19 protein-coding genes are annotated in these 25048 nt (G+C 68.1%); 6 read left to right on the forward strand and 13 right to left on the reverse strand.

What is annotated here, in order from left to right; all coding sequences use genetic code 11:
- The first annotated feature begins 54 nt into the window (after nucleotides 1-54).
- The gene (locus ABD768_RS01915) at nucleotides 55-789 is read left to right on the forward strand and encodes a GntR family transcriptional regulator (RefSeq protein WP_343972012.1); all 735 of its coding nucleotides are present in this window, start codon (nucleotides 55-57) and stop codon (nucleotides 787-789) included.
- Here ABD768_RS01915 and ABD768_RS01920 read toward each other — a convergent pair.
- From ABD768_RS01920 to ABD768_RS01970, 11 genes are all read right to left on the reverse strand, one after another.
- Nucleotides 786-2555, reverse strand: a complete 1770-nt coding sequence (locus ABD768_RS01920) for a gamma-glutamyltransferase family protein (RefSeq protein ID WP_344836601.1) — start codon at nucleotides 2553-2555, stop codon at nucleotides 786-788. The genes ABD768_RS01915 and ABD768_RS01920 overlap by 4 nt on opposite strands.
- Complete coding sequence (locus tag ABD768_RS01925; protein ID WP_344836603.1) at nucleotides 2552-3673, reverse strand: ABC transporter ATP-binding protein; 1122 nt, start codon at nucleotides 3671-3673, stop codon at nucleotides 2552-2554. The genes ABD768_RS01920 and ABD768_RS01925 overlap by 4 nt, the downstream gene beginning before the upstream one ends.
- Nucleotides 3670-4629 (reverse strand): ABC transporter ATP-binding protein, encoded by a 960-nt coding sequence (locus ABD768_RS01930; RefSeq protein WP_344836606.1) that lies wholly within the window; start codon nucleotides 4627-4629, stop codon nucleotides 3670-3672. Before ABD768_RS01930 ends, ABD768_RS01925 begins: the two co-directional genes overlap by 4 nt.
- Complete coding sequence (locus ABD768_RS01935; RefSeq protein WP_344836609.1) at nucleotides 4626-5507, reverse strand: ABC transporter permease; 882 nt, start codon at nucleotides 5505-5507, stop codon at nucleotides 4626-4628. Before ABD768_RS01935 ends, ABD768_RS01930 begins: the two co-directional genes overlap by 4 nt.
- Nucleotides 5507-6460 (reverse strand): ABC transporter permease, encoded by a 954-nt coding sequence (locus ABD768_RS01940; RefSeq protein ID WP_343971999.1) that lies wholly within the window; start codon nucleotides 6458-6460, stop codon nucleotides 5507-5509. The genes ABD768_RS01935 and ABD768_RS01940 overlap by 1 nt, the downstream gene beginning before the upstream one ends.
- A gap of 28 nt (nucleotides 6461-6488) precedes the next feature.
- Complete coding sequence (locus tag ABD768_RS01945; RefSeq protein ID WP_344836612.1) at nucleotides 6489-8189, reverse strand: ABC transporter substrate-binding protein; 1701 nt, start codon at nucleotides 8187-8189, stop codon at nucleotides 6489-6491.
- Between the two features lie 173 nt (nucleotides 8190-8362).
- Nucleotides 8363-9262, reverse strand: coding sequence for a hypothetical protein (locus ABD768_RS01950; RefSeq protein ID WP_344836615.1), 900 nt, complete (start codon nucleotides 9260-9262; stop codon nucleotides 8363-8365).
- Nucleotides 9259-9753 (reverse strand): SigE family RNA polymerase sigma factor, encoded by a 495-nt coding sequence (locus tag ABD768_RS01955; protein ID WP_344836618.1) that lies wholly within the window; start codon nucleotides 9751-9753, stop codon nucleotides 9259-9261. Before ABD768_RS01955 ends, ABD768_RS01950 begins: the two co-directional genes overlap by 4 nt.
- Nucleotides 9754-9853: 100 nt before the next feature.
- Nucleotides 9854-10978 carry an SWIM zinc finger family protein gene (locus ABD768_RS01960; protein ID WP_344836621.1) on the reverse strand — a complete coding sequence of 375 codons (1125 nt, stop codon included), beginning with the start codon at nucleotides 10976-10978 and terminating at the stop codon, nucleotides 9854-9856.
- Nucleotides 10979-11064: 86 nt separating this feature from the next.
- Nucleotides 11065-13971, reverse strand: coding sequence for a DEAD/DEAH box helicase (locus tag ABD768_RS01965; RefSeq protein WP_344836623.1), 2907 nt, complete (start codon nucleotides 13969-13971; stop codon nucleotides 11065-11067).
- Between the two features lie 33 nt (nucleotides 13972-14004).
- Entirely contained in the window at nucleotides 14005-15879 is a 1875-nt protein-coding gene (locus tag ABD768_RS01970) for an ABC transporter ATP-binding protein (protein WP_344838643.1), read from the reverse strand.
- A gap of 235 nt (nucleotides 15880-16114) precedes the next feature.
- On the opposite strand from ABD768_RS01970, the gene ABD768_RS01975 reads away from it, so the two are divergent.
- The 5 genes from ABD768_RS01975 to ABD768_RS01995 all read left to right on the forward strand — a co-directional run bounded on the left by ABD768_RS01975 (nucleotide 16115) and on the right by ABD768_RS01995 (nucleotide 22904).
- Nucleotides 16115-16717, forward strand: coding sequence for a TetR/AcrR family transcriptional regulator (locus ABD768_RS01975; RefSeq protein ID WP_343971981.1), 603 nt, complete (start codon nucleotides 16115-16117; stop codon nucleotides 16715-16717).
- Nucleotides 16717-18450 (forward strand): ABC transporter ATP-binding protein, encoded by a 1734-nt coding sequence (locus ABD768_RS01980; protein ID WP_343971978.1) that lies wholly within the window; start codon nucleotides 16717-16719, stop codon nucleotides 18448-18450. The genes ABD768_RS01975 and ABD768_RS01980 overlap by 1 nt, the downstream gene beginning before the upstream one ends.
- Nucleotides 18447-20531, forward strand: coding sequence for an ABC transporter ATP-binding protein (locus ABD768_RS01985; protein WP_344836626.1), 2085 nt, complete (start codon nucleotides 18447-18449; stop codon nucleotides 20529-20531). The genes ABD768_RS01980 and ABD768_RS01985 overlap by 4 nt, the downstream gene beginning before the upstream one ends.
- A gap of 110 nt (nucleotides 20532-20641) precedes the next feature.
- Nucleotides 20642-21973 (forward strand): hypothetical protein, encoded by a 1332-nt coding sequence (locus tag ABD768_RS01990; protein WP_344836629.1) that lies wholly within the window; start codon nucleotides 20642-20644, stop codon nucleotides 21971-21973.
- A complete protein-coding gene (locus ABD768_RS01995) occupies nucleotides 21900-22904 on the forward strand; it encodes a nucleoside hydrolase (protein WP_344836630.1) in 1005 nt (334 codons plus the stop codon). Before ABD768_RS01990 ends, ABD768_RS01995 begins: the two co-directional genes overlap by 74 nt.
- Here ABD768_RS01995 and ABD768_RS02000 read toward each other — a convergent pair.
- Nucleotides 22887-24086 carry a M20 metallopeptidase family protein gene (locus ABD768_RS02000; RefSeq protein WP_344836633.1) on the reverse strand — a complete coding sequence of 400 codons (1200 nt, stop codon included), beginning with the start codon at nucleotides 24084-24086 and terminating at the stop codon, nucleotides 22887-22889. The two genes, ABD768_RS01995 and ABD768_RS02000, sit on opposite strands and share 18 nt — an antisense overlap.
- Nucleotides 24083-25003 carry a 5'-3' exonuclease gene (locus ABD768_RS02005; RefSeq protein ID WP_344838646.1) on the reverse strand — a complete coding sequence of 307 codons (921 nt, stop codon included), beginning with the start codon at nucleotides 25001-25003 and terminating at the stop codon, nucleotides 24083-24085. Before ABD768_RS02005 ends, ABD768_RS02000 begins: the two co-directional genes overlap by 4 nt.
- Nucleotides 25004-25048 lie beyond the last annotated feature (45 nt).

Here is a 25048-nt window from a genome sequence, read left to right on the forward strand (position 1 = left end):
TTGTCGTTGCGGGGTGGTGGGGCTGTTGGCGGGTAGGGTGCTGCGGAACCAGGTATGGCCAGAGGGGAGCTCGGGGTGGACCAGCGGTACGGGGGAGAGGCGAGTGGGGGCGGAGATCTGCGTGGGGGCAAGGAGTCGTCTCGGACGATCGGTGGTGATCATCTTGCGCTGCGGGATCAGGTGTTGGCTGAGTTGCGGCGACGGATTGTCGATGGTGACTACGCGCAGGGTGAGCGGCTGACCGAGAACCGGTTGGCCGATGACTTCGGGGTGTCGCGGAATCCGGTGCGTGAGGCGCTGCGGGTGGTGGAGACCGAGGGGTTCGTGGAGATCCTGCCCCGGCGTGGTGCGGTGGTGGCGACGCTCGATGAGACGGCCATCCGGGATCTGTTCGCCGTACGGGAGCAGCTCGAGACGTTGGCTGCGGGGTTGGCGGCTGAGCGGGCGACCGAGGAGGACGTCGCTCGGTTGCGGAAGCTGCTGGATGATGCGAGCGCCGCGACGGAGGCTGAGGACTTCGACCAGGTCGCCGAGCTGAACAGCGCGCTGCACCTCGCGGTCATCGAGATCAGCGGCAACCGGTGGCTGGCGTCGCTGTCGGCGGCCATGTACCACCACGTCCACTGGGTCTTCCGCCTCGGCGCGGCTCAACGCGCTCCGCACTCGTGGAAAGAACACATCCGCGTAGTAGACGCCATAGCCGCCGGCGACCGGAATGCCGCAACAGCAGCAGCCCGTGACCACGTAGAAGCCGCAGCCACCGCAGCTCTGGCCGGTCCTACGTCCTAGCGGCCCGTCGCGTAGCCCTGCATTCCTCGGGGGTTGGCTGCCGCGGAGAGGACGCCGTCTGGGGTACGGGAGACGGCGCAGAGGCGGCCGAGGCTCCAGGGGTCTGACTCGACGACCTGGTGGCCCTTGCTGATCAGCGTGTCGCGGACCACCGGTCCGAGGCGGCTCTCCACGGTCAGGTTGCCTGGTACTGCGGCCCGCGGGTAGAACGACGACGGGAACGCAGTGGTGTGCCACGCAGGCGCATCGATCGCCTCCTGCAGCTCCTGGCCGCCCGCAAGATGGCGCAGGAGGAACAGCAGCTGCCACTGGTCCTGCTGGTCGCCACCAGGCGAGCCACATGCCAGTACGGGCACTCCATCCCGCAGTACCAGCGTCGGCGTGAGCGTGGTCCGCGGCCGCAGCCCAGGAGCGAGCGACGACGCCAACCCGTCCTCCAGCCAGAACATCTGCAACCGGCTCCCCAGGCAGAAGCCCAGCTCAGGGATCGTCGGGGACGACTGCAGCCAGCCACCGCTGGGCGTCGCCGAGATGACATTGCCCCACTGGTCGATCACGTCGACATGGCACGTGTCGCCGCGGGTAGCCCCATCCGGCGCCACCGTCGGCTCGCCGGTGCTCGCGTCGCCCACAACTCCAGCCACGAGCAACGGCAGCCGTGGCACCCGCCCATCCGGGCTACCCGGCCTCATCTCGTACGACGCGGCTGCGCCGACCAGTGCCGCCCGCTCAGCCGCATACCCCGGCGACAGCAGCGTCTTGAGCGGTACGTCGACCCCGTCGCCGTACCAAGCCTCCCGATCCGCATACGACAGCTTGGTGACCTCCGTCGTCACGTGGACGGCTTCAGCACCCGTCAGATCGAGCGCCGACGGGTCACCCAGCTCGGCCAGGACAGCCAGCGACTGCAGCAGCGCCGGCCCCTGACCCCACGGACCCGTCTTGGCGACCGTGTGCCCGTGCCAGTCGAAGGTGGCCGGCTCCTCCCAGCTCGCCGAGTACGACGCCACGTCGTCACCCGTGATCAGCCCGGAATGGTCCTCACCGCTCGAATCGCGGTGCGGCAGCCGCGAGAACCGGTCGATCGCCTCGGCGACGAACCCCTGGCGCCACGTAGTACGCGCTCTCTCGAGCTGCGCGACCCGGTCCGCGCCAGCCTCCTCGGCCGCGATCACCAGCCGCTCGAGCGTGTCGGCGTACGCCGGGTTGCGGAACAACTCGTTGGCCCGCGGCGCCTCGCCACCCTGCAACCACAGCTCGGCAGAGGTCGGCCAGTGCTCCGTGAACAACTCCCGGACCGTGTTGACTGTGTCGCCGACCCGAGCGAGCACCGGGTGCCCGTTGCGTGCATACCCGATCGCTGGCTCCAGCACCGTCCTGAGCGGCAGTGAGCCGTGGTCCCGCAGCAATAGCAACCAGGCGTCGACAGCACCCGGCACTGCGGCCGCCAGCGGCCCGGAGCCCGGGATGAGCGACAACCCCAGCCCCTTGAAGTGTTCGATGGTGGCGCCCGCCGGAGCCACCCCCTGTCCGCACAGCACCCGCGGAGTCGGGTCAGCCGCGGTAGCGATGATCGCCGGTACCTCACCACCAGGACCGTTGAGGTGCGGCTCCACGACGTGCAGCACGAACCCAGCAGCCGCAGCGGCGTCGAAGGCGTTGCCACCCAGCTCCAGGAGCCGCATGGCCGACTGCGACGCCAGCCAGTGCGTGGACGAGACCATCCCGAACGTGCCGCGCAGAGTGGGCCGGGTGGTGAAGGTCATCGAGCAACTCCTCTAGTGGTGTCTGCTTGATCGCGTACGTCGGGTCCGCTCCCATCGTCGCCGACCAGGTGACAGGCGACGCGGTGTCCACCCTCTCCGATCACCCTGGACTCCGGTACGACGGTCCTGCACTTCTCGATCGCCACCGGGCACCGCGTGTGGAACCGGCAACCGGGTGGCGGGTCTATAGCCGACGGTAGGTCGTCCCCGAGCAGCACAGGTCGCCGCGCCCGCTGGGTAGACGGATCGGGCACAGGAGCCGCAGACAGCAACGCCTGCGTGTACGGATGAGCCGGTACTCCGAAGATCCGCTGCCGAGGCCCCTGCTCGACCAGCTGCCCCAGATACATCACCGCAACCTCATCAGCCAGATACTCGACGGCCGACAAGTCATGCGTGATGAACAAGCACGCAAACCCCAGATCCCGCTGCAGGTCGGCCAACAGGTTGAGCACCGAAGCCTGCACCGATACATCCAGCGCACTGGTCGGCTCATCAGCCACCAGCAACCGAGGCGACGAGATCAACGCCCTAGCAATACTCACCCGCTGCCGCTGCCCACCTGACAACTCATGAGGCGCCCGCTGAGCCACCTCCGGCCTGAGCCCAACCCGCCGAAGCGCGTCGGCGACCGCGGCGGCAACGTCACGCCGTTGAGATGCGCGCGCCGGAACGACGCTGTCGACGCCGGCCCGGGCTCTGCCCTCAGCTTCAGTCTCGGGGGCGGACGGAGCGGGAGGCGTGCTAGGCCCGCTCTCGGTGGAGCGTCGTCGCCAGCGGCGCATGAGGCGGAGGGGCTCGCCGACTATGTCTCCTACCGAGAGGCGTGGGTCGAGGGAGCCGGCTGGGTCTTGGAAGACTATGGAGACGTCTCGGCGGTGGGGGCGGAGTTGGCGGCGGGTGAGGTGGGTGATGTCGGCGTCGGCCAGCCGGACGGTGCCTTCGGTTGGTTCGAGCAAGCGGACTACGCAGCGGCCGACGGTGGACTTGCCGGAGCCGCTCTCTCCGACCAGGGCGACTACGGAGCCTTTCGGGATTCGCAGGGAGACGCCGTCGACGGCGCGGACGGGGCCGAAGTGCATGACCAGGTTTTCGAGCTCCAACGCGTACTCGGTCATCGACCCTCCGGATTCCAGCAGGCGACACCGGCGGTCAGCACGGGTTCGGCAGTCCTGCAGGTGTCGATAACGCGCGGACATCGGTCGGCGAAGGTACAAGCGTCGGGTTGCGAGGCCAGCACCGGTACGAGACCTGGGATCTCGTTGAGGCGGTCGGTACCAGCGTGGCGCCCGGCCGACGGCGACGCACCCAGGAGGCCTGCCGTGTAAGGGTGTTGAGGCCGAGCGAACAGCTCGTGTACTTCGGCAGTCTCGACCACCCGTCCGGCGTACATGACCGCCACCCGATCAGCCAGATCCGCGACCACCCCGAGGTCGTGCGTGATCAGCACGACACTGGTGCCGAGCCGTTCCCGCAGCGCGCGTAGTACATCGAGAATGCCCGCCTGAATCGTCACGTCGAGCGCAGTAGTCGGCTCATCCGCGATCAGCACCTTGGGATCGCAAGCGACCGCCATGGCGATCATCACCCGCTGCCGCATCCCACCGGACAGCTGATGCGGATAGTCGTCGACCCGCCGCTCCGCCGAGGAGATGCCGACCAGCTTGAGCAACTCGACGGCCCGCTTGCGTGCTGCAGCCTTGGACAGACCGATGTGGATCCGCAGCACCTCACTGATCTGATACCCGACCGTGAACACCGGATTCAGCGACGTCATCGGCTCCTGGAAGATGTAGGCCACCTCCCGCCCACGAATCGACCGAAGCGTCCGCTTGTCGGCACCGATCAGCTCGACACCGTCCAGCCGCACCGAGCCATCCACAGTCGCAGAGCGGGGGAGCAGCCCGGCCAGGCTCATCGCCGTCACGCTCTTGCCACACCCCGACTCACCGACGATGGCCAGCACTTCGCCATCGGTGACCTGCAGGTTGACGTGATCGACGGCCGACAGCGGCCCGTCCTCGGTCCGGAAGGTGACGGAGAGATCCTTGACCTCGAGCACTGACCCGCTCATCGGCGACTCGCCTTCGGGTCGAGGGCATCGCGCAGGCTGTCGCCGACGATGTTGAACGCGAGCGTGAGCAGCATGATCGCGACACCAGGCATCACCGCAGCCCAAGGCGCTCGGGTCGCGAACTGCTGCGCGTCGGACAGCATCGTGCCCAGACTCGGCGCCGGCGGCTGGATGCCGAGGCCCAGGAACGAAAGGACCGCCTCGCCCAGGATCGCCGCCGGGATCGCCACGGTTGCCTGGACGATGATCACCGAGGCCGCGTTCGGCAGGATGTGCCGCCCGAGCACCCACAGATCCCCAGCGCCGTCGACGATCGCCGCAGAGACGAAATCCAGCGACTTCAGCCGCAGCGTTTCCGACCGGACGATCCGGATCACGCCGGGGATCTGCGCGATCCCGATCGCGATCGCCGCGTTTCCGAGACTCGCGCCCCGGATCGCGGCCAACCCGACCGCGAGGATCAGGAACGGAAACGCGAGCACGAGATCCGTGAATCGCGAGATCAGCGCGTCGATCGCCCGGAAGTAGCCAGCCATCAGGCCGAGCGGTACGCCGATCAGCAGCGAGGTCGCGACCGCCAGCAACCCGACATGCAGCGAGGCACGCAGGCCGAACATGATCCGGGACAACACGTCACGGCCGAGATCATCGGTGCCGAGCACGTAACCCGCAGTACCGGGCGGTGCGAAGGCTCGGTCGAGGTGGGTCAGCGTCGGCTCGTGGGGTGCCAGCCAAGGTGCGAAGGCGGCGGCCAGGGCCGCGATCGCGAGGACGACGAGACCGGCGATCGCCAGCGGGTTGCGGAGCACCCGGCGGACCACCTTGCGGCGGCGGGAGGTGGCCGGTGCTGTGGTGACGGTGGTGTCGACGACGGCCATCAGGCTTCACCTCGCACCCGGATGCGCGGGTCGATGACGGAGTACAGGAGATCGACCAGGAGGTTGATGACGATGTACGCCGTCGCGGTGACCAGGACGACTGCTTGGATCACCGGGTAGTCGCGCTGGAAGACGGCGTCGACGGTGAGTTTGCCGAAGCCGGGGAGGGCGAAGATGCGCTCGGTGACGACGGCGCCGGAGATGAGCGCGCCGAGTTGGAGGCCGACGATCGTGACGACGACGATCAGGCTGTTGCGGAGGGCGTGGCGGCCGATGACGGCTCGCGGGGGTAGGCCTTTGGCCTCGGCGGTACGGATGTAGTCGGCGGAGAGCGCGTCCAGCATCGAGGAACGGGTCTGGCGCATGATCACCGCCGCCAGTCCGGTACCGAGGATGAGCGACGGCAGGACGAGGTGGTGGAGGTTGTCGATCGGGTTGTCGAAGAACGGTACGAAGCCGGAGGCAGGGAACAGGCCGAGAGCGACCGAGAGGTAGAGGATCGCCATCAGGCCGAGCCAGAAGTTGGGGACCGACAGGCCCAGCAGGGCAAGGGCGTTGGCGGCCCATTCGGCAGGACGGCCGCGGCGTACGGCGGCGACCACGCCGGCCCCGACTCCGAGCAGGGCGGCGACGAAGATCGCGAGGGCGGAGAGCTCGATCGTCACGGGGAGAGCGCTGGAGAGCATCGAGGTCACGCTCTGTCCCGTTCTGATCGAGCGGCCGAGATCGCCGCGCGCGGCATGGCTGACGAACTGCCAGAACTGAACGAGCACGGAGTCGTCCAGCCCGTACTGTTCCCGGATCGCCCGCAACGACTCCGGATCACGATCCTCTCCGGCCAGCGCGAGCGCCGGATCTCCCGGCAGCGCCCGCACGCCCAGGAACACCACGATCGTTGCCAGCAGCAACGTCACCAGCGATTGCCAGAGGCGGCCGAGCAGGTATCGCCTCATGCCGGCCCCGGCGTGATCAGCCCCGCCATCACTTGGCGTAGCCGGCGAAGGCCGTCCTGATGACGCCGTCGGGGTAGGTCTGGACGCCGAGGACCTTCTTGGTGACGCCGGTCAGGTTGCGCTGGCGGTAGAGATAGATCAGCGGGTCGTCCTGTTGCAGCTTGGTGACGACCTGCCCGTAGAGCTGCACGCGTTGCGCCTGGTCCTTCGACTGCCGCGCGTCCGTGAGCAGCTTGTCGACCTCCGGACTCTTGTATCCGGCAACGTTCTGGCTGCCCTCGGACCCGACGAAGTTGAAGATGTTCGCGTCCGGATCAACCCGGCCGGACCAGCCCAGCTGCAGCAGCTCGAAGTCACCCCGATCCTGCTGGTCGAGCAGCGACGCATACTCGACCGGCTTGATCACCAGCTCGAATCCACCCTCCTTCACCATCGCCTGCAACGCCTGTGCCAGCCGCAGACTGTCCGGGTTGTTCGAGGTGATCATCGAGACCTTGTACGGCGTCGCGACCCCCGCCTGCTTGAGCAGATCCTGAGCCTTCGCCGGGTCGTGCGCCGGACACTTCTGCGCGGCCTCCGAGCTGAACTCGCTCTTCGGCGAGATCGGCGAGCAGGCCACGGTGTTCAGCCCGTTGAAGATCGACTTGACCAGCGCCTCCCGATCGATCGACGCCTCCAGCGCCTGCCGGATCCGCGGGTCCTTGGCGATCGGGGTGTCGAGCTGCTTGATCGGGTTGCCGATGCCGTCGGCGTTCCCGATGTTGATGGTCAGGCCTTGGTAGCCGAGCGACTGGGACTGCAGCACGCTCAGGCTGCTGTCCTTCTGCAGGGTCGGTGCGTCCTGGCTGGACAACGAGTCGGCGACCTGGGCGTCGCCGGAGCGGAGGTTCGCGGAGCGGATGCTCGAGTCGGTGATGATCCGGTACTCGATCGCGTCCAGGTGCACCTTGGCGGCGTCGTAGTACAGCGGATCCTTGACGACCTTGATCGAGTTCTGGGCGACCCGGCTGGCGAACTTGAACGGGCCGACGCAGACCGGCGCGGTGGAGAAGTCGGCGCCGAGCTTGTTCACGGCGGCGGGGCTGAGGACCATACCGGCCCGGTCGGCGAGCGCCGCGGTCAGTGGGGCGAACGGCTTGGAGAGCTTGATGACGACTGTCTTGGCGTCCGGCGTCTCGATCGAGCTGATCGGGCCGAGCTCGCTCTTGCGTCCGGAAGCGGGCAGTGTCAGGCCACGGTTGATCGACAGCTTCACGGCAGCGGAGTCGAGCGTGGTGCCGTCGGCGAACTTCACGCCTTCGCGCAACGGGATGCTCAGGCTGAGGCCGTCGGGGGAGACCGTCGGCAACGCGGTGGCGAGCTGCGGCACGATCTTGGCGTCCGGGCCGAGGTCGTACAGCTTCTCGCACATGGTGTGGAAGACGTACCGCGAGTAGAGGCTGCGCGAGAGCGTCGGGTCGAGCTTGTCCGGGTCGGCCGAGAGCGCGACTGTGAGCGTGCCGCCGTTCTTCACCGCGGCCGGATCGGCCGGATCACCGAAGACGTCCTGGCCCGAGCTGCCGGTCTGCCCACTCGGTTGCTCGGCGGCCGGCTCCACCGGAGAACAGGCGGCGCCGACGATCGCCAGCGCAATCACGCCCACCACAGCCGCCGACAGCCTTCGGGCGGGGTGGGGAGAGCGGGCGAGCCAACTGGAGCGGTTCAGTGACGGCGGAGTTCGACGGGGCATTTCGTCCTCCCGGTAGGAGCGGTTCCGTCGACTGTTTCATGTATACAAGGCACCCGCGCAAGTGATTCGGCGAGTTCTTGGAAACCTTTTACCGCGAGTCACGACCGTTACGTAGACGGATGACTCCCCGTGCCCGTCGGCACGAGGAGTCATCGGTCGTGATCAGCGCATGCTCATTCGCTGATCTTGAACTTCGCCGAGGTCACCTGCTCGGCCAGCTGCTGAGTGCTGAACACCGGCTGGGTGAGCGCCGATTTCCCGGGAAGATCGGTCTTCTTGGCCTGGGCGAGAACCACGACGGTGCCATCGTCGTACCGGTAGGTAGCGCTCTGGTCGTAGTCGCTGCCCTTCTTGGCGGTCACCACGCCGACCTTCTTGCCGTCGACGTCCACGACGGCGCAGGTACCGGTCGAGCCCCAGAACGTCAGCGCCAGCTGGCACGGGCTCGTCGCCGGCTTGCCGTTGGGCGTGGTCGACATGACCAGCAACCGTCCGACCTTGTTGTCCTTTTGAACGGGGATGGTGGCCATGTACTCCCAGTAGTCCGGCTCCCCGTCGGCGGACGCATATTGGGCCTGCGGCCATCTCGCCGAGCGCCCGTCCGGGTACTTCAGGTTCGGCGTGCTGAAGCCCGCTGGTACAGCCGAGCTCAGGTCCGCCATCAGTCCGCCGACCCGAACGGCGCGTGGACCCGCGCTCGCCGTGCGATCGGTCTGCCCCTCAGGCCACGGGTCGCCGGTCTTGCGTGTGGTCGGCGCTGACGGCACTACGGTGGAGCCTGACTTCGGCGTCGGCACCACGGAGGTCGCCGTCGTCGGCCCTGCCAGCGAGGGGGTGCCGCCGCCTGCCACCCCCTGGCCGGCCGGCCCGTTGTCAGCCAGGTTCGCTACCAGCGTGGGACCGGCCGCGGCGCCGACCGTCAGCGTCACGGCGGCCGCCCCAACCCACACCACCCTGCGCCGCGTGCGCACCTTGCGGCCCTGGTTGAGAGCACGCGCGGGATCCATCGGCTCCGGTGGAGTGCTGCGCACGATCACATCGTGCATTGCCTCTTTGAGATCCTCTTCGTTCATCGAACTTTCTCCCCTTCAAGCAGACCCCGCAGCGTCGCCAGTCCGCGGGCGGCCTGACTCTTGACATTTCCGGTCGAGCAATCGAGCAGGGCGGCCGTCTGTTCGACGGACTGGTCCTCCCAGTAGCGCAGGACCAGCACGGCACGCTGCTTCGGCGGCACCTTCACGAGCGCCTCCATCAGCACCAGCCGCTCCTCGGTGAGCTCGGCCGACGGCGCGGCCCGATCGCCGGCCGGTGACCCGACGGACTCGTGCCGGAACCAGGCCCGGCGCCGTTCGGACAGGAACGTCCGGACCAGCGTCTGCCTGGTGTAGTTGTCCATCGACTCGCGCTGTTCGATCCGGCGCCAGGCCAGATAGATCTTCGTGAACGTCTGCTGCACGAGGTCTTCGGCCCGATGCCAGTCGCCGCACAGCAGGAATGCCGTGCCGCGCATGGCGCCGGATCGCGCCGAGAAGTACGCCTCGAATGCGGCGTCCCGATCAGTCATCTGTTTCCCCCGATCCTTGATACCGGGTTAGACACGCCTGCGAGCGCGAAGTTGGTTGCATCCCCAGTCGGACCAACCAATCAGGCGGAGGGGGCAGCCGTTACCAGGTGTCCGGAGGCGCGAGGGCGATGGTCGGGTCGCGGTCGGGTGGGCCGGCGGGATGCCACTCGTCGTCGATGAGCCGGTACGGATGCCAGCGGCCGGTGTGGTCGAGTCGGGTCTGGCAGCGGACTGAGCCGGAGGTGGTGAGGTGGTTGTGGTCGGCGGTGATGGCGAGGTCGTCGTCGGCAGCGGCCAGCAATTCAGTCCGGGCGCGGGCAAGGTCACCCGGGTCAGGCGTCCACACGTGTTCCAGGACGTCGAGCGCGGCGGCGCCTCCGTACGACCAGGCCTGTACGCCGAGGCTGAGCGCGGCCGGCCGCTCCCACGCGGCGGACAGCCGCTCACGGAGTACCGGGTAGTCGGTGGCCAGGCGAACGCTGTCTTGCCACTCGTCGAGGAGCCAGGGATCTGGCGCGCCGGACAGCAGGGCGTTGAGTTGGGCGCGGGCTCTCCTGGCGGCGTCGAGGACCAGCAGGGGCAACGTGGCCGGCTCGAGGTCGGCGAGCGGCTGGATGCCGCTGACCGCCAGGTCCTCGATGGCGAGCTTGGGCGGGAGGGGCGGCAGGTCGGGGAGCTCGCCGACCTGCTTTGCTGCGGCGACTGCCGGGACGCCGTCCTCTTCGGCCGGTTGCTCTGCAGGTGGAGTGGACGAGCGGCGCTGCAGGTCGTCCAGCAGAGTCTCGCGGGAGCGGCCGCGGAGGAGGAGCAGGACGAAAGGGTCGCCGTCGAGCAGCCAGCCGGTTTGGTAGCAGAGGCCGGCGGCGTGCTGGCAGGGGAGCTCCCAGCTGCCGCACGTGCAGGACGGATCGAGATCACCGATGCCGGGAAGCAGGGCCACTCCGGCGTCGGACGCGGCGTCGACCAGGTCGTGGGGCATCTCGCCGTCGAGCAACGCCGCGATGTGGCCGGCGCGCGCCGCGACCTGGTCGAGGAACCGCTCCCATTCGCCGTCGTCGAGGCGATCGATGTGCACGACGGCTTCGTAGGTGTCGTCGGGCGCGTAGACCGTCGCGGCGAGCCGTCCGGGGCTGATGGTGATGGTGCCGACCTGCCCGGTGTTCGCGGTACGACGGCCTTTGCGGAGCTGGTCGAGGTCGAGGGACGTGTCCTCGAGCGCCTGCACCCAGGTGCGTCCCCACCACGACTTCCCGCGTGTACTACGTCCCGCCTGTCGGGGAAAGGCCGGGAATCCGCGTGCCTCCTCGCCGCTCATCGGGCGGCTCGCAGCTCGACCAGGTCGGCCAGTTCGGAGTCGGTGAGCTCAGTCAGGGCGGCCTCCCCAGCCGTCAGTACTGCGTCTGCGAGCGCGCGTTTGCTCTTCAGCATCGCCGCGATCCGGTCCTCGATGGTGCCCTCGGCAATCAACCGGTGCACCTGCACCGGGCGGGTCTGGCCGATCCGGTACGCCCGGTCGGTCGCTTGGTCCTCGACGGCTGGGTTCCACCAGCGGTCGTAGTGGACGACATGATCGGCCCGGGTGAGGTTGAGACCCGTGCCGGCCGCCTTGAGGGACAGGAGGAACACCGGTACTTCGCCTGCCTGGAACCGCTCGACCATCTCCTCGCGTTTGCGGACCGGGGTGCCGCCGTGGAGCAACTGGGTGGCGATGCCGCGGTCGGCCAGGTGGCGTTCGAGCAGCCGTGCCATGGCGACGTACTGGGTGAAGACGAGCACGGCGCCGTCCTCGGCGATGATCGTCTCGAGCAGTTCGTCGAGGAGTTCGAGCTTGCCGGAGCGGCCGGTGAGGCGGGCGCCGTCGCCTTCCTTCAGGTACTGCACCGGGTGGTTGCAGATCTGTTTGAGGCCGGTGAGGAGCTTGACGATCAGCCCGCGGCGGGCCATCTCGTCGCTTGCGGCGACCTCGTCGAGCAGTTCGCGCACGGTTGCTTCGTAGAGCACGACCTGCTCGCGGGTCAGCGAGACCGGTTGGTCGGTCTCGGTCTTCGGCGGGAGCTCGGGGGCGATGCCGGGGTCGGACTTGCGGCGCCTGAGCAGGAACGGTTTGACGAGTTTCGCGAGTCGCTCGGCGACGGCTTCGTCCTTGTCGGCTTCGATCGGCTGCGCCCATTGGGTGCGGAAGACGCTGAGCCGGCCGAGCAGTCCGGGGGTGGTCCAGTCGAGGATCGCCCAGAGTTCGGAGAGGTTGTTCTCGACCGGGGTGCCGGTGAGGGCGACTCGGGCGCGCGCTGGGACGGTGCGGAGGGCTTTCGCAGTACCGGAGGTTGGGTTCTTGACGTGCTGGGCCTCGTCGGCGACCAGGAGTGCCCAGGGGTGTTGGGAGAGTCGGGCGGCATCGCGGCGGAGGGTCCCGTACGTCGTGAGCACGAACCCGTGGTCGGCGCCGTCGAGTGAGCGGCCGGAGCCGTGGAAGCGCAGTACTGGCGTGCCTGGCGCGAAGCGCTGGACCTCGCGCTCCCAGTTGCCGAGCAGCGAGGCCGGGCAGACGACAAGAGTCGGGCCGGCGGTATCGGGGGTGAGCTGGCGGTGGAGGTGCAGGGAGATGAGCATGATCGTCTTGCCGAGGCCCATGTCGTCGGCGAGACAGCCGCCGAGGCCGAGGTCGGTCATCCGGGCCAGCCAGCGGAGTCCGCGGAGTTGGTAGTCGCGCAGGGTTGCTTGCAGGGCTGCTGGTGGGTCGATCGGGTCCTGGGAGCGCTCGGGGTCGGCGATCTTGGCGCGGAGCTCTTCGAGCCAGCGGGTCGGGGTGATGGCGATCTGTTTGCCGTCGATCTCGGTGGTGCCGGTGAGGGCGGCGCCGAGGGCGTCGATCGCGGTGACGGGCTTGAGGATGCGCTCGCGGGCTTTGCGGGCGAGCTCTGGGTCGACGAGCATCCACTGGTCGCGGAGGCGAACGACCGGGCGGGTCGCCTCGGCCAGCTGGTCGAGTTCTTCCTCGGTCAACGGGTCGTTGCCGAGAGCAACTTGCCAGCTGAACTCGAGGGTCTTGCCGCCGCCGAAGAAGCTGGGCATGTCGGACGGTGGGCCGTCGGTGGAGGTGATCGCGGCGCGGGCGGTCAGCTCACGCCCGAGACTGCGCGGCCAGTGCAACTCGATGCCCGCCGCGGCCAAACGCTGCGCGCCGGAAGCGAGCAGCCCGGCGACCTCTTCGTCCGCCAGCTCCAGCCGATCCGGTACTGCGGAGTCGAGCAAGCGACTCAACGGCGACCAGACCCGAGCGGCCCGCCGGATCGCCAGCGTCGCATCGATGCGAGCGCGAGGGCCGAAGCCGCTCACATCCTCCGCCCAGACCTCAGCCGCGTCCCGTACCAACGTCGGATCCTTCAAGCTGTGCAGTTGCACCACAGCCCGGAACCCCAGCGATTCCGGCAAATCGATCCTGAGCGAGATCCGCACCCCGGTATCGAGCCCAGCCGACACCTCATCAGCCCATCCCCGCAACCGCCCAGCCTGCTGCGGCTGCCGAGCCGCAAAGAGAGCTGACCCATGCGCTTTCACCGCGCCGGGCGATCGAGGCATGCCATCGGCAACAGCGTCGATGAACTGCCGAACCAAGTCCTCTCCGACCGGCACCCGCAGCTGCGCTGCAACTGTGGATTGGGAGGCCGAACCCGTTGGCGCAGAAGGTGCGGAAGCGGCGGCACGCCCCGGCTGGCTGGTGGGTTGGCGGGGCGTCCGGTCGGTGGCTGGGGATTCCGGGGTGTGGGGGAGTGGGAGGCAGCGGGCTTCGAAGGGGATGGCTTCGGAGAGTTTGAGGATTCGGTCTACGTCGGTGGGGTCCAGGGGGCCGGCTCGCCAGGCGTCGTGGCCGGCGGGGGAGACGCCGGGAAGTAGGCGGCCTCGGGCTACGAGTTGGAGGGCGATGAGGGAGACGGCTCCCCAGAAGGCTGATGCGGGGTGGGCGCCTGGGGTAGTGCGGATGCGACCCAGGACCGGGACGGCACGGTCGATCGGTAGGTGGATGGTTCGGGTTGTGCGGGTGGTGAAGGTGTCGCCGTCCTTCACCACCAACTCGTGCGTGGCCTGCTCGCCGACGCCGAGCGGCAGCTCGCCTCCTGAGGGGTCCCAGAAGGCGACGCTGCTGTCGCGTGGTGGATCGGCCGGGACGAACACCGCTGCCAAACCTGCCAGCGCCCCCGCGTGCACATACCCGGCCAAGCCGCTCTCCCTTATCTGCAGTAACTGTTTGGATCAGACCGCGACGACCGGAACATCTCCGGCTTGCTCGAATTGTGTCCGGTGCAGTTCCTCGTACCGCCCACCAGCGGCAAGCAACTCGGTGTGCGTGCCTTGCTCGACGATCTGGCCCGCCTCGATCACCAGGATCTGATCGGCCGCCCGGATCGTGGAGAGCCGGTGCGCGATCACCACCGCCGTCCGCCCGTCGAGCGCCTCCGCCAGAGCAGCCTGCACGGCGGCCTCCGACGTCGAGTCCAGCGCCGCAGTCGCCTCATCCAGAATCACGACCCGCGGCTGCGCCAGCAGCAACCGAGCAATCGTCAACCGCTGCCGCTCACCGCCGGAGAACCGGTAGCCCCGCTCACCGACGACCGTCTCCAGTTGGTCCGGCAACGCGTGGATCAAGTCGTAGAGCCGGGCCCGGCGCAACGCCTCCCACAGGTCGTCCTCGGACGCCTCGGGATTGGCGAGCAGCAGGTTCTCCCGGAGAGTGTCGTGGAACAGGTGCCCGTCCTGCGTCACCATCCCGAGCGTGTCTCGCAGGGACTCCGCCGTCAGGTCACGCACGTCCACTCCACCGAGCTTCACCGACCCCGAGTCCACGTCGTACAACCGGGGGATCAGCTGGGCGATCGTCGACTTGCCGGCGCCGGACGATCCGACCAGCGCCACCATCTGTCCCGGCTCGGCCCGGAACGACACTTCATGCAGTACTTCCTCGCCACCCCGTGTATCCAGCTTCGCCACCTCTTCCAGCGAAGCCAGCGACACCTTGTCCGCTGACGGATAAGCGAACCGCACCTTGGAGAACTCCACCGACACCGGCCCGGCGGGCACCACACCGGCATCCGGCTTGTCCTTGATCAACGGCTCGAGATCCAGCACCTCGAAGACCCGCTCGAAGCTGACCAGGGCCGTCATCACCTCGAGCCGCGCACTCGCCAGCGCGGTCAAGGGGGAGTAGAGCCGGGTCAGCAGCAAGGCCATCGCCACCACGTCACCGGCGTCGAGCTGATTGCGCAGCGCATAGAACCCGCCCAGCCCGTAGACGACAGCCAGCGCAAGCGCCGAGACCAGCGTCAGCGAGGTCACGAACACCCACTGAACCATCGCGGTCCGTACGCCGATGTCCCGCACCCGCCGCGCCCGTACGGCGAACTCGTGCGACTCCCGGGCCGGCCGCCCGAACAACTTGACCAGCGTCGCCCCCGGCGCCGAGAACCGCTCGGTCATCTGCGTGCTCATCGTCGCGTTGTAGTCGGCCGCCTCGCGTTGCAGCCCCGCCAGCCGCGCCCCGATCCGGCGTGCCGGAATGACGAAGACCGGCAGGATGACCAGCGCCAGCAAAGTGATCTGCCACGAGACCCCGAGCATCACGACCAGCGTCAGCACCAAGGTCACCAGATTGCTGACCACGCCGGACAGCGTGTCGCTGAACGCGCGCTGCGCCCCGATCACGTCGTTGTTGAGCCGCGACACCAGGGCACCCGTCCGGGTCCGGGTGAAGAAGGCGATCGGCATCTTCTGGATGTGGTCGAAGACAGCCGTCCGCAGGTCGAGGATCAGTCCCTCGCCGATGCCGGCCGACAACCACCGGGTCAGCAGCCCGACGCCCGCCTCGGCGACCGCGATCAGCGCGATCAGGATCGCCAGCCGTAGTACCAGACCGAACTCCTTGCCGCCGACGATCGCGTTGACGACCTTGCCGGCGAGCACCGGAGTGGCCACCGCGAGGATCGCCGCGCCGATGCTCAGCACCAGGAACAGGATCAGTTGCCGCCGGTGCGGGCGGGCGAAGGCGAGGATCCGCTTCAGCGTCACCTTGGAGAACGGACGTTTCTCGTCCTGGGCGTGCATGGCGTGGTACATCGAGTTCCACGCGGTCATTTCCATACTCACGGTGTGGCTCCGGTGTCGAGGACTTGAGAAGGACGATGATCCTCCCGACCACCGACAGTTTCGAACCGTAGAACCTCAACATTGCTAGAGGTCAAGCTCCCCGCCCCTGTAGATCCGGTATGCCGTACGAAAATACGTGGCCGAGTCTAACCATCCGGCACAAGGCGTCGGCACCGGATTAATGCAGTTGTGAGTGAGTGCTCACTCAGTTAGTGTCGATCGGGTGAGTCCACGAGCAACCCCGTTGCCCCCCGACGAGCGCCGCGCGGCCATCGTCGCGGCGACCATGCCCTTGCTGGAGAAGTACGGCGTCGATGTCAGCACCCGGCAGATCGCCGAGGCGGCCGGCGTCGCGGAAGGCACGATCTTCCGCGCCTTCGGCAGCAAGGACGCGCTCATCGACGCCACCTTCAAGACCGCGTTCGACGTCGAGCCGTTCCTGGCGGAGCTGGCCGGGGTCGACCGGCTGCTGCCGCTGCGGGAGCGGATGATCGCCGCCGTCGAGATCTCGCAGAGCCGGCTGAGCAAGGTCTTCAAGCTCTTCATGGCGATGCGGATGCACCAACGGCCGGACTGGAAGGGTGCGCCCGAGGAGCGGGACAAGGCGCGCGCCGACGGTCTGCGCGCCGACGCAGCCTTCGCCGACCTGCTGAAACCCGACGCCGACCAGTTGCGGCTGACGCCCGACGAGGTCGTCCACCGGCTGCGGCTGATGACGTTCGCCGCCACCCACCCACTGATTTCGGACGGTCGGACCATGACCGCCGAGGAGATCGTCGACTTCGCGCTCGACGGTGTCCGCATCCACGAACCCGGGGACCGCTGATGCTACTTCGCCTGTTGCGTACGCACTTACGGCCGTACGCCGGCAACCTGTCCATGGTGGTCGTCCTGCAGTTGATCGGGACGGTCGCCTCTCTCTACCTGCCCAGCCTGAACGGCAAGATCATCGACAACGGGGTCGCCAAGGGCGATACCGGCTACATCGTCCGCAACGGCGGCTGGATGCTGGGCATCAGCCTGGCGCAGATCATCTGTACGGTCGCGGCCGTCTACTTCGGCGCGAAGACGGCCGCCCTGTTCGGCCGTGACGTCCGCGCGGCGGTGTTCCACCGGGTCGGCGAGTTCTCGGCCCGTGAGGTCAACCAGTTCGGTGCGCCGACGCTGATCTCGCGGAGTACGAACGACGTCACCCAGGTACAGATGCTGGTCGTGACGACCTGCACGATGCTGGTCGCGGCGCCGATCACGATGATCGGCGGCATCTTCATGGCGGTCCGCGAGGACGCCGGCCTGTCCTGGCTGGTGGCCGTCGCCGTCCCGTTGCTGGCGGCGTCGATCGGGCTGATCGCCAGCCGGATGGTGCCGCAGTTCCGCAAGATGCAGGTCAACATCGACTCGGTCAACCGGGTGCTGCGCGAGCAGATCTCCGGCATCCGGGTGGTCCGGGCCTTCGTCCGCGAGCCGCACGAGACGCAGCGCTTCGGCGAGGCCAACACCAACGTCACCAACACCGCCATCTCGGCCGGCCGGCTGATGGCGCTGGTCTTCCCGGTCGTGATGCTGATCCTGAACATGTCCACCGTCGCGGTGCTCTGGTTCGGCGCGTCCCGGGTGGAGAGCGGCGCGATGCTGGTCGGTCAGCTGACCGCGTTCATCAGCTACCTGATCCAGATCCTGTTCTCGGTGATGATGGCGACCTTCGTGCTGATCATGGTGCCGCGCGCCGCGGTCTGCGCGGACCGGATCACCGAAGTACTGGACACCGAGTCCTCGGTCCGCCCACCGGTCACGCCGATCAAGAACTTCATCGGCCACGGCGAGCTGGTCTTCGACGACGCGACCTTCCAGTACCCGGGCGCGGCCGAGCCCGTACTACGAGACGTCACCTTCACCGCGTCGCCGGGCCAGACGACGGCCATCATCGGCAGCACCGGTGCGGGCAAGACGACTCTGCTCTCGCTGGTACCGCGCCTGTTCGACGCCACCGACGGGCGGGTGCTGGTCGACGGCATCGACGTCCGCGACATCGAGCCCGAGGCGCTGTGGGAGCGGATCGGACTGGTCCCGCAACGTCCGTACCTGTTCTCCGGCACCGTCGCGAGCAACCTGCGCTACGGCAACCCCGACGCCACCGACGAGGAGCTCTGGGAGGCGCTGGAGATCGCCCAGGGCAAGGACTTCGTCGAGTCGATGGCCCTCGGCCTCGAGGCGCCGATCTCGCAGGGCGGGACGAACGTGTCCGGTGGTCAGCGGCAGCGGCTGGCGATCGCCCGGGCGCTCGTCCGCAAGCCCGAGATCTACCTGTTCGACGACTCGTTCTCGGCGCTCGACCTGTCCACCGACGCCCGGCTCCGGGCCGCGCTGCGACCGGTAACCGCCGAGGCGTGCGTGGTGATCGTCGCGCAGCGGGTGTCCACGATCATCGACGCCGACCAGATCGTCGTGCTCGAGGACGGCGCGATCGTCGGCAAGGGCAGCCATCAGGAACTACTCCAGACTTGTCCGACGTACGTCGAGATCGTGGAGTCCCAGCGGTCCGCGGAGGAAGCAGCATGACCGATCAGACCGTGGTAGAGACCCCCGGCGAGGACCAGCCGGCCGAGACGGTCAAGGCGACCGAGCGCCCGACGACCGGGCGCGCCTTCGGACCTCCCGGCGGCATCCCGGGGGACAAATCGATGAACTTCGTCCCGTCCGCCAAGCGGCTGCTCCGGCGGCTGCGGCCGCACCGGCTACAGGTGGGCGGGGTGATCCTGCTGGCGATCGCCAGCGTCGGGCTGTCGGTGATCGGGCCGAAGATCCTCGGTCGCGCCACCGACATCATCTTCGCCGGCGCGATCGGCAAGCTGCTGCCCAAGGAGCAGACCAAGCAACAGCTGATCGACCAGCTCCGCGCCTCCGGTGACAACCGGAAGGCCGACCTGCTCGGCGGGATCGACCTGATCCCCGGCGTCGGCATCGACTTCGATGCCCTGCGCAACGTGTTGATGCTGGTGCTGGCCCTGTACGTCGGCTCGTTCCTGCTGTCGTGGATGCAGGGCTTCATCCTGAACGGCGTGGTCCAGCGGACCGTGTTCGAGCTGCGCTCCGAGGTGGAGGACAAGCTCAACCGGCTGCCGCTGAGCTACTTCGACGGTGCGCCGCGCGGTGAGCTGCTGAGCCGGGTCACCAACGACATCGACAACATCTCGACCAGCCTGCAGCAGACGCTGAGCCAGTTGCTCACCTCGCTGCTGACGGTGATCGGCGTGATCACGCTGATGTTCGTGATCTCGCCGGTACTGGCCCTGATCGCGCTCGTCACGGTGCCGATCTCGATGATCCTGACCGCGGTCATCGCGAAGCGGTCCCAGGGCCGGTTCGTCGCCCAGTGGCGGCACACCGGCGCGCTGAACGGCCAGATCGAGGAAGCCTTCACCGGCCACGAGCTGGTCAAGGTGTTCGGCCGGCAGAAGGAGATCGAGGCGAGCTTCGCGCAGAAGAACGAGGAGCTGTACCAGGCCTCGTTCGGGGCGCAGTTCATCTCCGGCCTGATCATGCCGACGATGATGTTCATCGGGAACCTGAACTACGTGGTGATCGCGGTGCTCGGCGGGCTGCGGGTCGCGAACGGCTCGATGTCGCTGGGCGACGTCCAGGCGTTCATCCAGTACTCCCGTCAGTTCACCCAGCCGCTCACCCAGGTGGCGTCGATGGCGAACCTGCTGCAGTCCGGTGTGGCGTCGGCCGAGCGGGTGTTCGAAGTACTGGACGCTGTGGAGCAGGTGCCGGAGGACAAGACGCCGGCCAGGCTGAACGACTCGCACGGGCGGGTCGAGTTCGAGCACGTGTCGTTCTCGTACTCCGCGGACAAGCCGCTGATCACCGACCTGAGCCTGGTCGCCGAGCCGGGCCAGACCGTCGCGATCGTCGGCCCGACCGGCGCCGGCAAGACCACGCTGGTCAACCTGATCATGCGGTTCTACGAGCTGAACGGCGGCCGGATCACGCTCGACGGCGTCGACATCACCGAGCTGACCCGGCACGACCTGCGCCGGCGGATCGGGATGGTGCTGCAGGACACCTGGCTGTTCGGCGGCACGATCCGGGACAACATCCTGTACGGCAACCTGAACGCGACCGAGGAGGACATGCTCGCCGCGGCCAAGGCGACGTACGTCGACCGCTTCGTGCACAGCCTGCCGGACGGCTACGACACGGTCATCGACGAGGAAGGCAGCAACGTCAGCGCCGGTGAGAAGCAGCTCCTCACCATCGCCCGAGCCTTCCTGTCCGACCCGCAACTGCTCATCCTCGACGAGGCCACCAGCTCGGTCGACACCCGCACGGAGGTCCTGGTCCAACGCGCCATGGCCGCCCTGCGCTCCGACCGCACCAGCTTCGTCATCGCCCACCGCCTCTCCACCATCCGCGACGCGGACCTGATCCTGGTGATGGAGAACGGCTCCATCGTCGAACAAGGCACCCACGCCCAGCTCCTGGCCGTCGACGGCGCCTACGCCCGCCTCTACAACGCCCAGTTCAGCGGCGCGGTCGCCAAACTCGACGACGAACTGGCCGCCATCCCGGCCCCGGTCCCCGCCGGCCCCCCGGCCCGCTGGGACGAGGACGAAACCGAGGAGAACTTCACACCCTGACCGAGCCTGGCCTTTCTGGGCGGGGATGCCGACTCGGCGTCCCCGCCCAGGGCGGTCGGCCCTGTGGATAACTCCCGACGCGGTGTCGCCATCCATGAGGTACTTGAGGCATGGCGATGGAACCCGGGGAATCCACCTCCGACCGCGGCGACCTGGCAGCCCGCCGCGTCGCCGCGAAGCTGGGCATCATCGATGACGGCGACATCCAAACCCTGCGTGACGCCTACAACGTTGCGTACGATCTTCCGGCGGCCCTGATCGTCAGGGTCGCCGACGACATGCTGGCCGATCTACGGTCAGACATCGGCTCCCGGCGTACCGACCGGGTTGTCGCTCTTGGGCGAGACGGGCACAGTCTCGCGATCGCCATGGCACGCCTCGACGGACGCTTCTTCCGGCGACACTGCTCGAACATCGTCCTGTCGCGCGCGTTGGTGGAGAACGCGCTGCAGGATCTCGAGCATCACCTCGGGCGGGAGTTTCCGCAGGTCCAGGGCTTTCGGCGGGTCGCCTCCCGGGTCGATCCGGCGGACACGGTCGGTGGCTTGCGAGTGCTGAGCGACTACCTGCAGCGGCATCGGATTCCGGTGGGCCGGCCGGACAGCCGGGTCACCGTGTTCGACACCAGTTTCAAGGGCACCGTGCAAGAGTTGCTCTCGGCAACGTATCCGGAGACGACTTTCAACGGCAGGTACGCGTTTCTGGGGGAGTCGCCGCATGATCCGCATCCGGGCAGCAAGAAGGGCTACGAGGTGCATCTGAGCGCGGCGCAGACGCGACAGGGTAAACCGTTCTACGTGTTACCGGCGGACGAGTCGAAAACTTTCGCGCATCAGCTTGCGATCAACAGCATCGAGGAGCAGTTCGACGGCCCGATGACCAGTCCGGTGCGGATCGGCGCAGGAGGGCCCGCGCAGACGGGGCAACGCAACGCTCCCGAGCTACTCACGGGCTTGAGTCGAGGACGCATCTCTGCGCGGCTTCAGGGATTGCGGGTGCGGGAGGGCGTGAAGGTGGTGAACCTCCTGGCGGTCGCCGGCCGTGCGCAGGATGCTGCCTCGGCTCGGGACGCGGGCCGGGAGTACCGCCCTCGCCTGGAGCACGACGCGCTCCGGTACCGTGCCGAGATCAGGGCATGGATCAGCGGCGGCGAGACCGATCCGCGGCTGAAGGAGTTTCTCGACTCGTTCGTCCGTCGCGGCGACAAGCAGCATGCCGAGCTGCTGCAGCGGACGCTGGACAGTGTGCGGGCGCCGGCCACCGATGGCGCCGCGATCTGGGCCGCCTACGACCGCTGTGGCAGCGACGATGACAAGCGGGTCTTCGTACAGAATGTTCTCAGCTCAGCACAACCACGCGGAGGTATGGATGGGCGGCAGCCGGAGCGACCGGGATCCGGGCGGCGAGTGGATGGCGCTCGCGGGGCTGGGCGAGAGCTTTGAGGAGTTCGGTGAGGTCGCCGACGCGCTGATCGAGGGCGGGCCTCCGCCCGCGGTAGGGCCGGCAGCCATCTCACGCGCGCCGATGATCATCGATACCGATGCCGGCGGCGATCCGGATGACGCGGTGGCGTTGGTGGCCGCGGCCCGGAGGGTGCCGGAGTTGAAGCTGGTGATCACCAGTGACGAGTTCGGTGGAGAGCGGGCTCGGTTTGTCAGGCATCTGCTCGATGTGGTGGGGCGGGCGGATGTGAAGGTGGTCGCCGGATCGGATCTGGGGAACAGCCGGTTGTACTTCGTGGATGGGCTGTTTCCGCCGGATGTGCCCAAGCAGGACGGCTCGGTGGTCGCAGCGGTGGCTGAGGTCTGTGACGCCACGGCGGGGCCGATTCGATGGGTCGGAATGGGGCCGTTGTCGAACCTGGCGACGCTGCAGGCGGAGCGGCCGGAGCTGGTTGCTCGGCTGGTGGTGACGCAGATGGGTGGGGCGATCGTCTACCGGGATCCATCGCGGGCCGAGCACAACTTCCGGGTCGACGTGGACGCGGTGGTTCGGATGCTGCCGGTCCTCGAGCCTTGGCAGCCGACATTTGTCGTGTCCGACGTGACGTTCAATCCGGCGATCGAGATCACCCCGAAGGCCACGATCTACCAGCGCTGGACGGACCTCGACGCACCACTGTGGGCGCGGATCCTGCGAGCGCATTCCGATCGCTGGATGGAGCGGTACCCGGGATCGATGCAGCACGACGGCCTGACGCTCGCAGCCGCGATGCTCTGGCCAGGTATCCGCTTCGCCCGCGAACGAGTCACCCTCGACGAGATCGGCCGGATGACCCGAAGCGAGCCGGGTACCGAGATCACCATGTCAACCAGCGTCGACTACCCGGCATTCATGAACTGGCTCGACGCCGCATTACACGCCCCGGGCTAGGCGGCGTACTGCCAGTTCGGCCAGGAGGGCGGCGGCGTCGGGGAGGACGGAGTCGTCGAAGTCGGCCAAGGGGGAGTGGTTGTCGGCTGCCGTTTCGGGGTCGGGGGCGGCGCAGGCGCTGAGGTTGACGTAGGCGCCGGGGACCTCGTTGAGGACGTAGGACATGTCTTCGGCGCCGCACTCGGCGTGGGCGCGTTCGCGGAAGCGGTCGGGGCCGAAGAGGTCGACGATTGCCTGGCGGGCGAAGGTGTACTCGGCGGCGTCGTTGACGGTCACCGGGTAGCCGACGCGGTAGTTGGCCTCGACGGTGAGGCCGTGTGCGGCGGCGATGTGCTCGACCAGCCGGACGCTCGACTCCTGGACCTTCGCCTGCGCCTCGACCGAGAAGCTGCGAATGGTCGCGTCGAAGAAGGCGTCGTCGGGAATGATGTTCTCCTTGGTGCCGCCGGCGATCTTGCCGACCGTCAGCACGATCGGGTCGAACACGTCGAACTGCCGGGTCACCATCGTCTGCAGCGCGCCGACGATCTCGCACAGCACCGGGATCGGGTCCTTGCCGCGATAAGGCTCCGAGCCGTGCGCACCGGCGCCGACCACACGCACGCTCAGTTGGTCAGCGGCCGCCATCAACGGGCCCGCCTTGCTGTTCCACACGCCGAGCGGGTCGCCTGCCGACTGGACATGCAGGCAGTACGCCGAATCGACGCGCCGCCCGGCCGCCTCCAGCAGGCCCTCGCGGATCATGATCGGTGCCCCACCCGTGGTCTCCTCACCCGGCTGGAACATGAAGACGACATCGCCGGCCAACTCGGAGCGCAGCTCGTGCAGGATCTTGACCGCGCCCACCAGACCGGCCACGTGCAGGTCGTGGCCGCAGGCGTGCATCAACCCGACGTGCGTCGACTTGAACGGCACGTCCACCCGCTCCGTCACGGGCAGCGCGTCCATGTCGCCACGCAGCAGCACGACTGGGCCGGGGCCGGCGCCACCTCGCAGTACGGCGGTGACCGAGGACAGCTCCTTGCCCAGTGTGATCTCCAGGTCGAGACCCTCGATCGCCTGCAGGATCAGGCCCTGGGTCTTGGGGAGATCGAGGTCGTACTCCGGTACCTGGTGCAGAGCACGACGCAAGTCGATGATGCTCTCGCCGTACTTCCCGGCGAGCTCGACCGTGCGACTCATGCCTTCGGCCCGAGGTTAAGGGCGGACATCACGCGCTGGGCGCTGCCGCCGAGCTCGAGCAGTTCGACCAGGTCGAGCCACTTCTCCGGGTCGTGCACCTGCGTCGGCATCGTCGCGTCGAAGATGCCCACCGGTGCGTCCTTGGCGACCGCGACGACCTTCGGCGCGACGTCGAGGTAGTCGCTCGCGTCGAGGATCTTGCGCTTGACGCCCGGCGCCATCGGCGTACTCGGGTCGGCCGCGGCCAGCCGGATCGCGGCGAGATCCCCGTACGCCGTGACCAGCGACGCGGCTGTCTTCTCGCCGACCCCCTTCACGCCGGGCAGCCCGTCCGACGCGTCCCCACGGAGGGTCGCGTAGTCGGCGTACCGGTTGGCGGGGATCTCGTACTTCGCGAGCAGCGCCTTCTCGTCGTACACGTCCGCCCGGCCGACCCCCTTCGCAGCGGTGTAGATGATCCGGATCCCGCGCGAGTCGTCGATCAGCTGGAACAGGTCGCGGTCGCCGGTGACGACGTCGACCGGCATCGTCGCCTGGTGCGAGAGCGTCCCGATCACGTCGTCGGCCTCATGGTCGGGCGCGCCGACGATGGCGATGCCGAGCGCGTCGAGACAGGCGCGGATGTACGGCACCTGCACCTCGAGCCGGTCCGGCACGTCCTCGACCTGCACCCCGCCCGTGGCGACGAACTCGACCCGCTGCGCCTTGTACGACGGAATCAGCGCGACCCGCCACGACGGCCGCCAGCTGTCGTCCCAGCACGCGACGAGATGCGTCGGCCGATGGTTGTCCACCAGCCGCGCGATGAAGTCGAGCAGCCCGCGGATCGCGTTGGTCGGCGTACCGTCCGCGGCCTTCATCGTGTCCGGCACCCCGAAGAACGCACGGAAGTACAGGGACGCCGTATCCAGCAACATCAACCTCTCAGCCATGCCGCCGATGCTTTCACATCCCGGGCCCGC

This window comes from Kribbella ginsengisoli (genome assembly GCF_039537185.1).
In the GTDB taxonomy this organism is placed as follows: domain Bacteria; phylum Actinomycetota; class Actinomycetes; order Propionibacteriales; family Kribbellaceae; genus Kribbella; species Kribbella koreensis.

Bases quoted from the DNA above. Each gene is read 5' to 3' on its own strand.
- ABD768_RS01915 (WP_343972012.1), top strand. From the start codon at position 55: ATGGCCAGAGGGGAGCTCGGGGTGGACCAGCGGTACGGGGGAGAGGCG.
- ABD768_RS01920 (WP_344836601.1), bottom strand. From the start codon at position 2,555: ATGACCTTCACCACCCGGCCCACTCTGCGCGGCACGTTCGGGATGGTC.
- ABD768_RS01925 (WP_344836603.1), bottom strand. From the start codon at position 3,673: ATGACCGAGTACGCGTTGGAGCTCGAAAACCTGGTCATGCACTTCGGC.
- ABD768_RS01930 (WP_344836606.1), bottom strand. From the start codon at position 4,629: ATGAGCGGGTCAGTGCTCGAGGTCAAGGATCTCTCCGTCACCTTCCGG.
- ABD768_RS01935 (WP_344836609.1), bottom strand. From the start codon at position 5,507: ATGGCCGTCGTCGACACCACCGTCACCACAGCACCGGCCACCTCCCGC.
- ABD768_RS01940 (WP_343971999.1), bottom strand. From the start codon at position 6,460: ATGAGGCGATACCTGCTCGGCCGCCTCTGGCAATCGCTGGTGACGTTG.
- ABD768_RS01945 (WP_344836612.1), bottom strand. From the start codon at position 8,189: ATGCCCCGTCGAACTCCGCCGTCACTGAACCGCTCCAGTTGGCTCGCC.
- ABD768_RS01950 (WP_344836615.1), bottom strand. From the start codon at position 9,262: ATGAACGAAGAGGATCTCAAAGAGGCAATGCACGATGTGATCGTGCGC.
- ABD768_RS01955 (WP_344836618.1), bottom strand. From the start codon at position 9,753: ATGACTGATCGGGACGCCGCATTCGAGGCGTACTTCTCGGCGCGATCC.
- ABD768_RS01970 (WP_344838643.1), bottom strand. From the start codon at position 15,879: ATGACCGCGTGGAACTCGATGTACCACGCCATGCACGCCCAGGACGAG.
- ABD768_RS01980 (WP_343971978.1), top strand. From the start codon at position 16,717: ATGCTACTTCGCCTGTTGCGTACGCACTTACGGCCGTACGCCGGCAAC.
- ABD768_RS01985 (WP_344836626.1), top strand. From the start codon at position 18,447: ATGACCGATCAGACCGTGGTAGAGACCCCCGGCGAGGACCAGCCGGCC.
- ABD768_RS01990 (WP_344836629.1), top strand. From the start codon at position 20,642: ATGGCGATGGAACCCGGGGAATCCACCTCCGACCGCGGCGACCTGGCA.
- ABD768_RS01995 (WP_344836630.1), top strand. From the start codon at position 21,900: ATGGGCGGCAGCCGGAGCGACCGGGATCCGGGCGGCGAGTGGATGGCG.
- ABD768_RS02000 (WP_344836633.1), bottom strand. From the start codon at position 24,086: ATGAGTCGCACGGTCGAGCTCGCCGGGAAGTACGGCGAGAGCATCATC.
- ABD768_RS02005 (WP_344838646.1), bottom strand. From the start codon at position 25,003: ATGTTGCTGGATACGGCGTCCCTGTACTTCCGTGCGTTCTTCGGGGTG.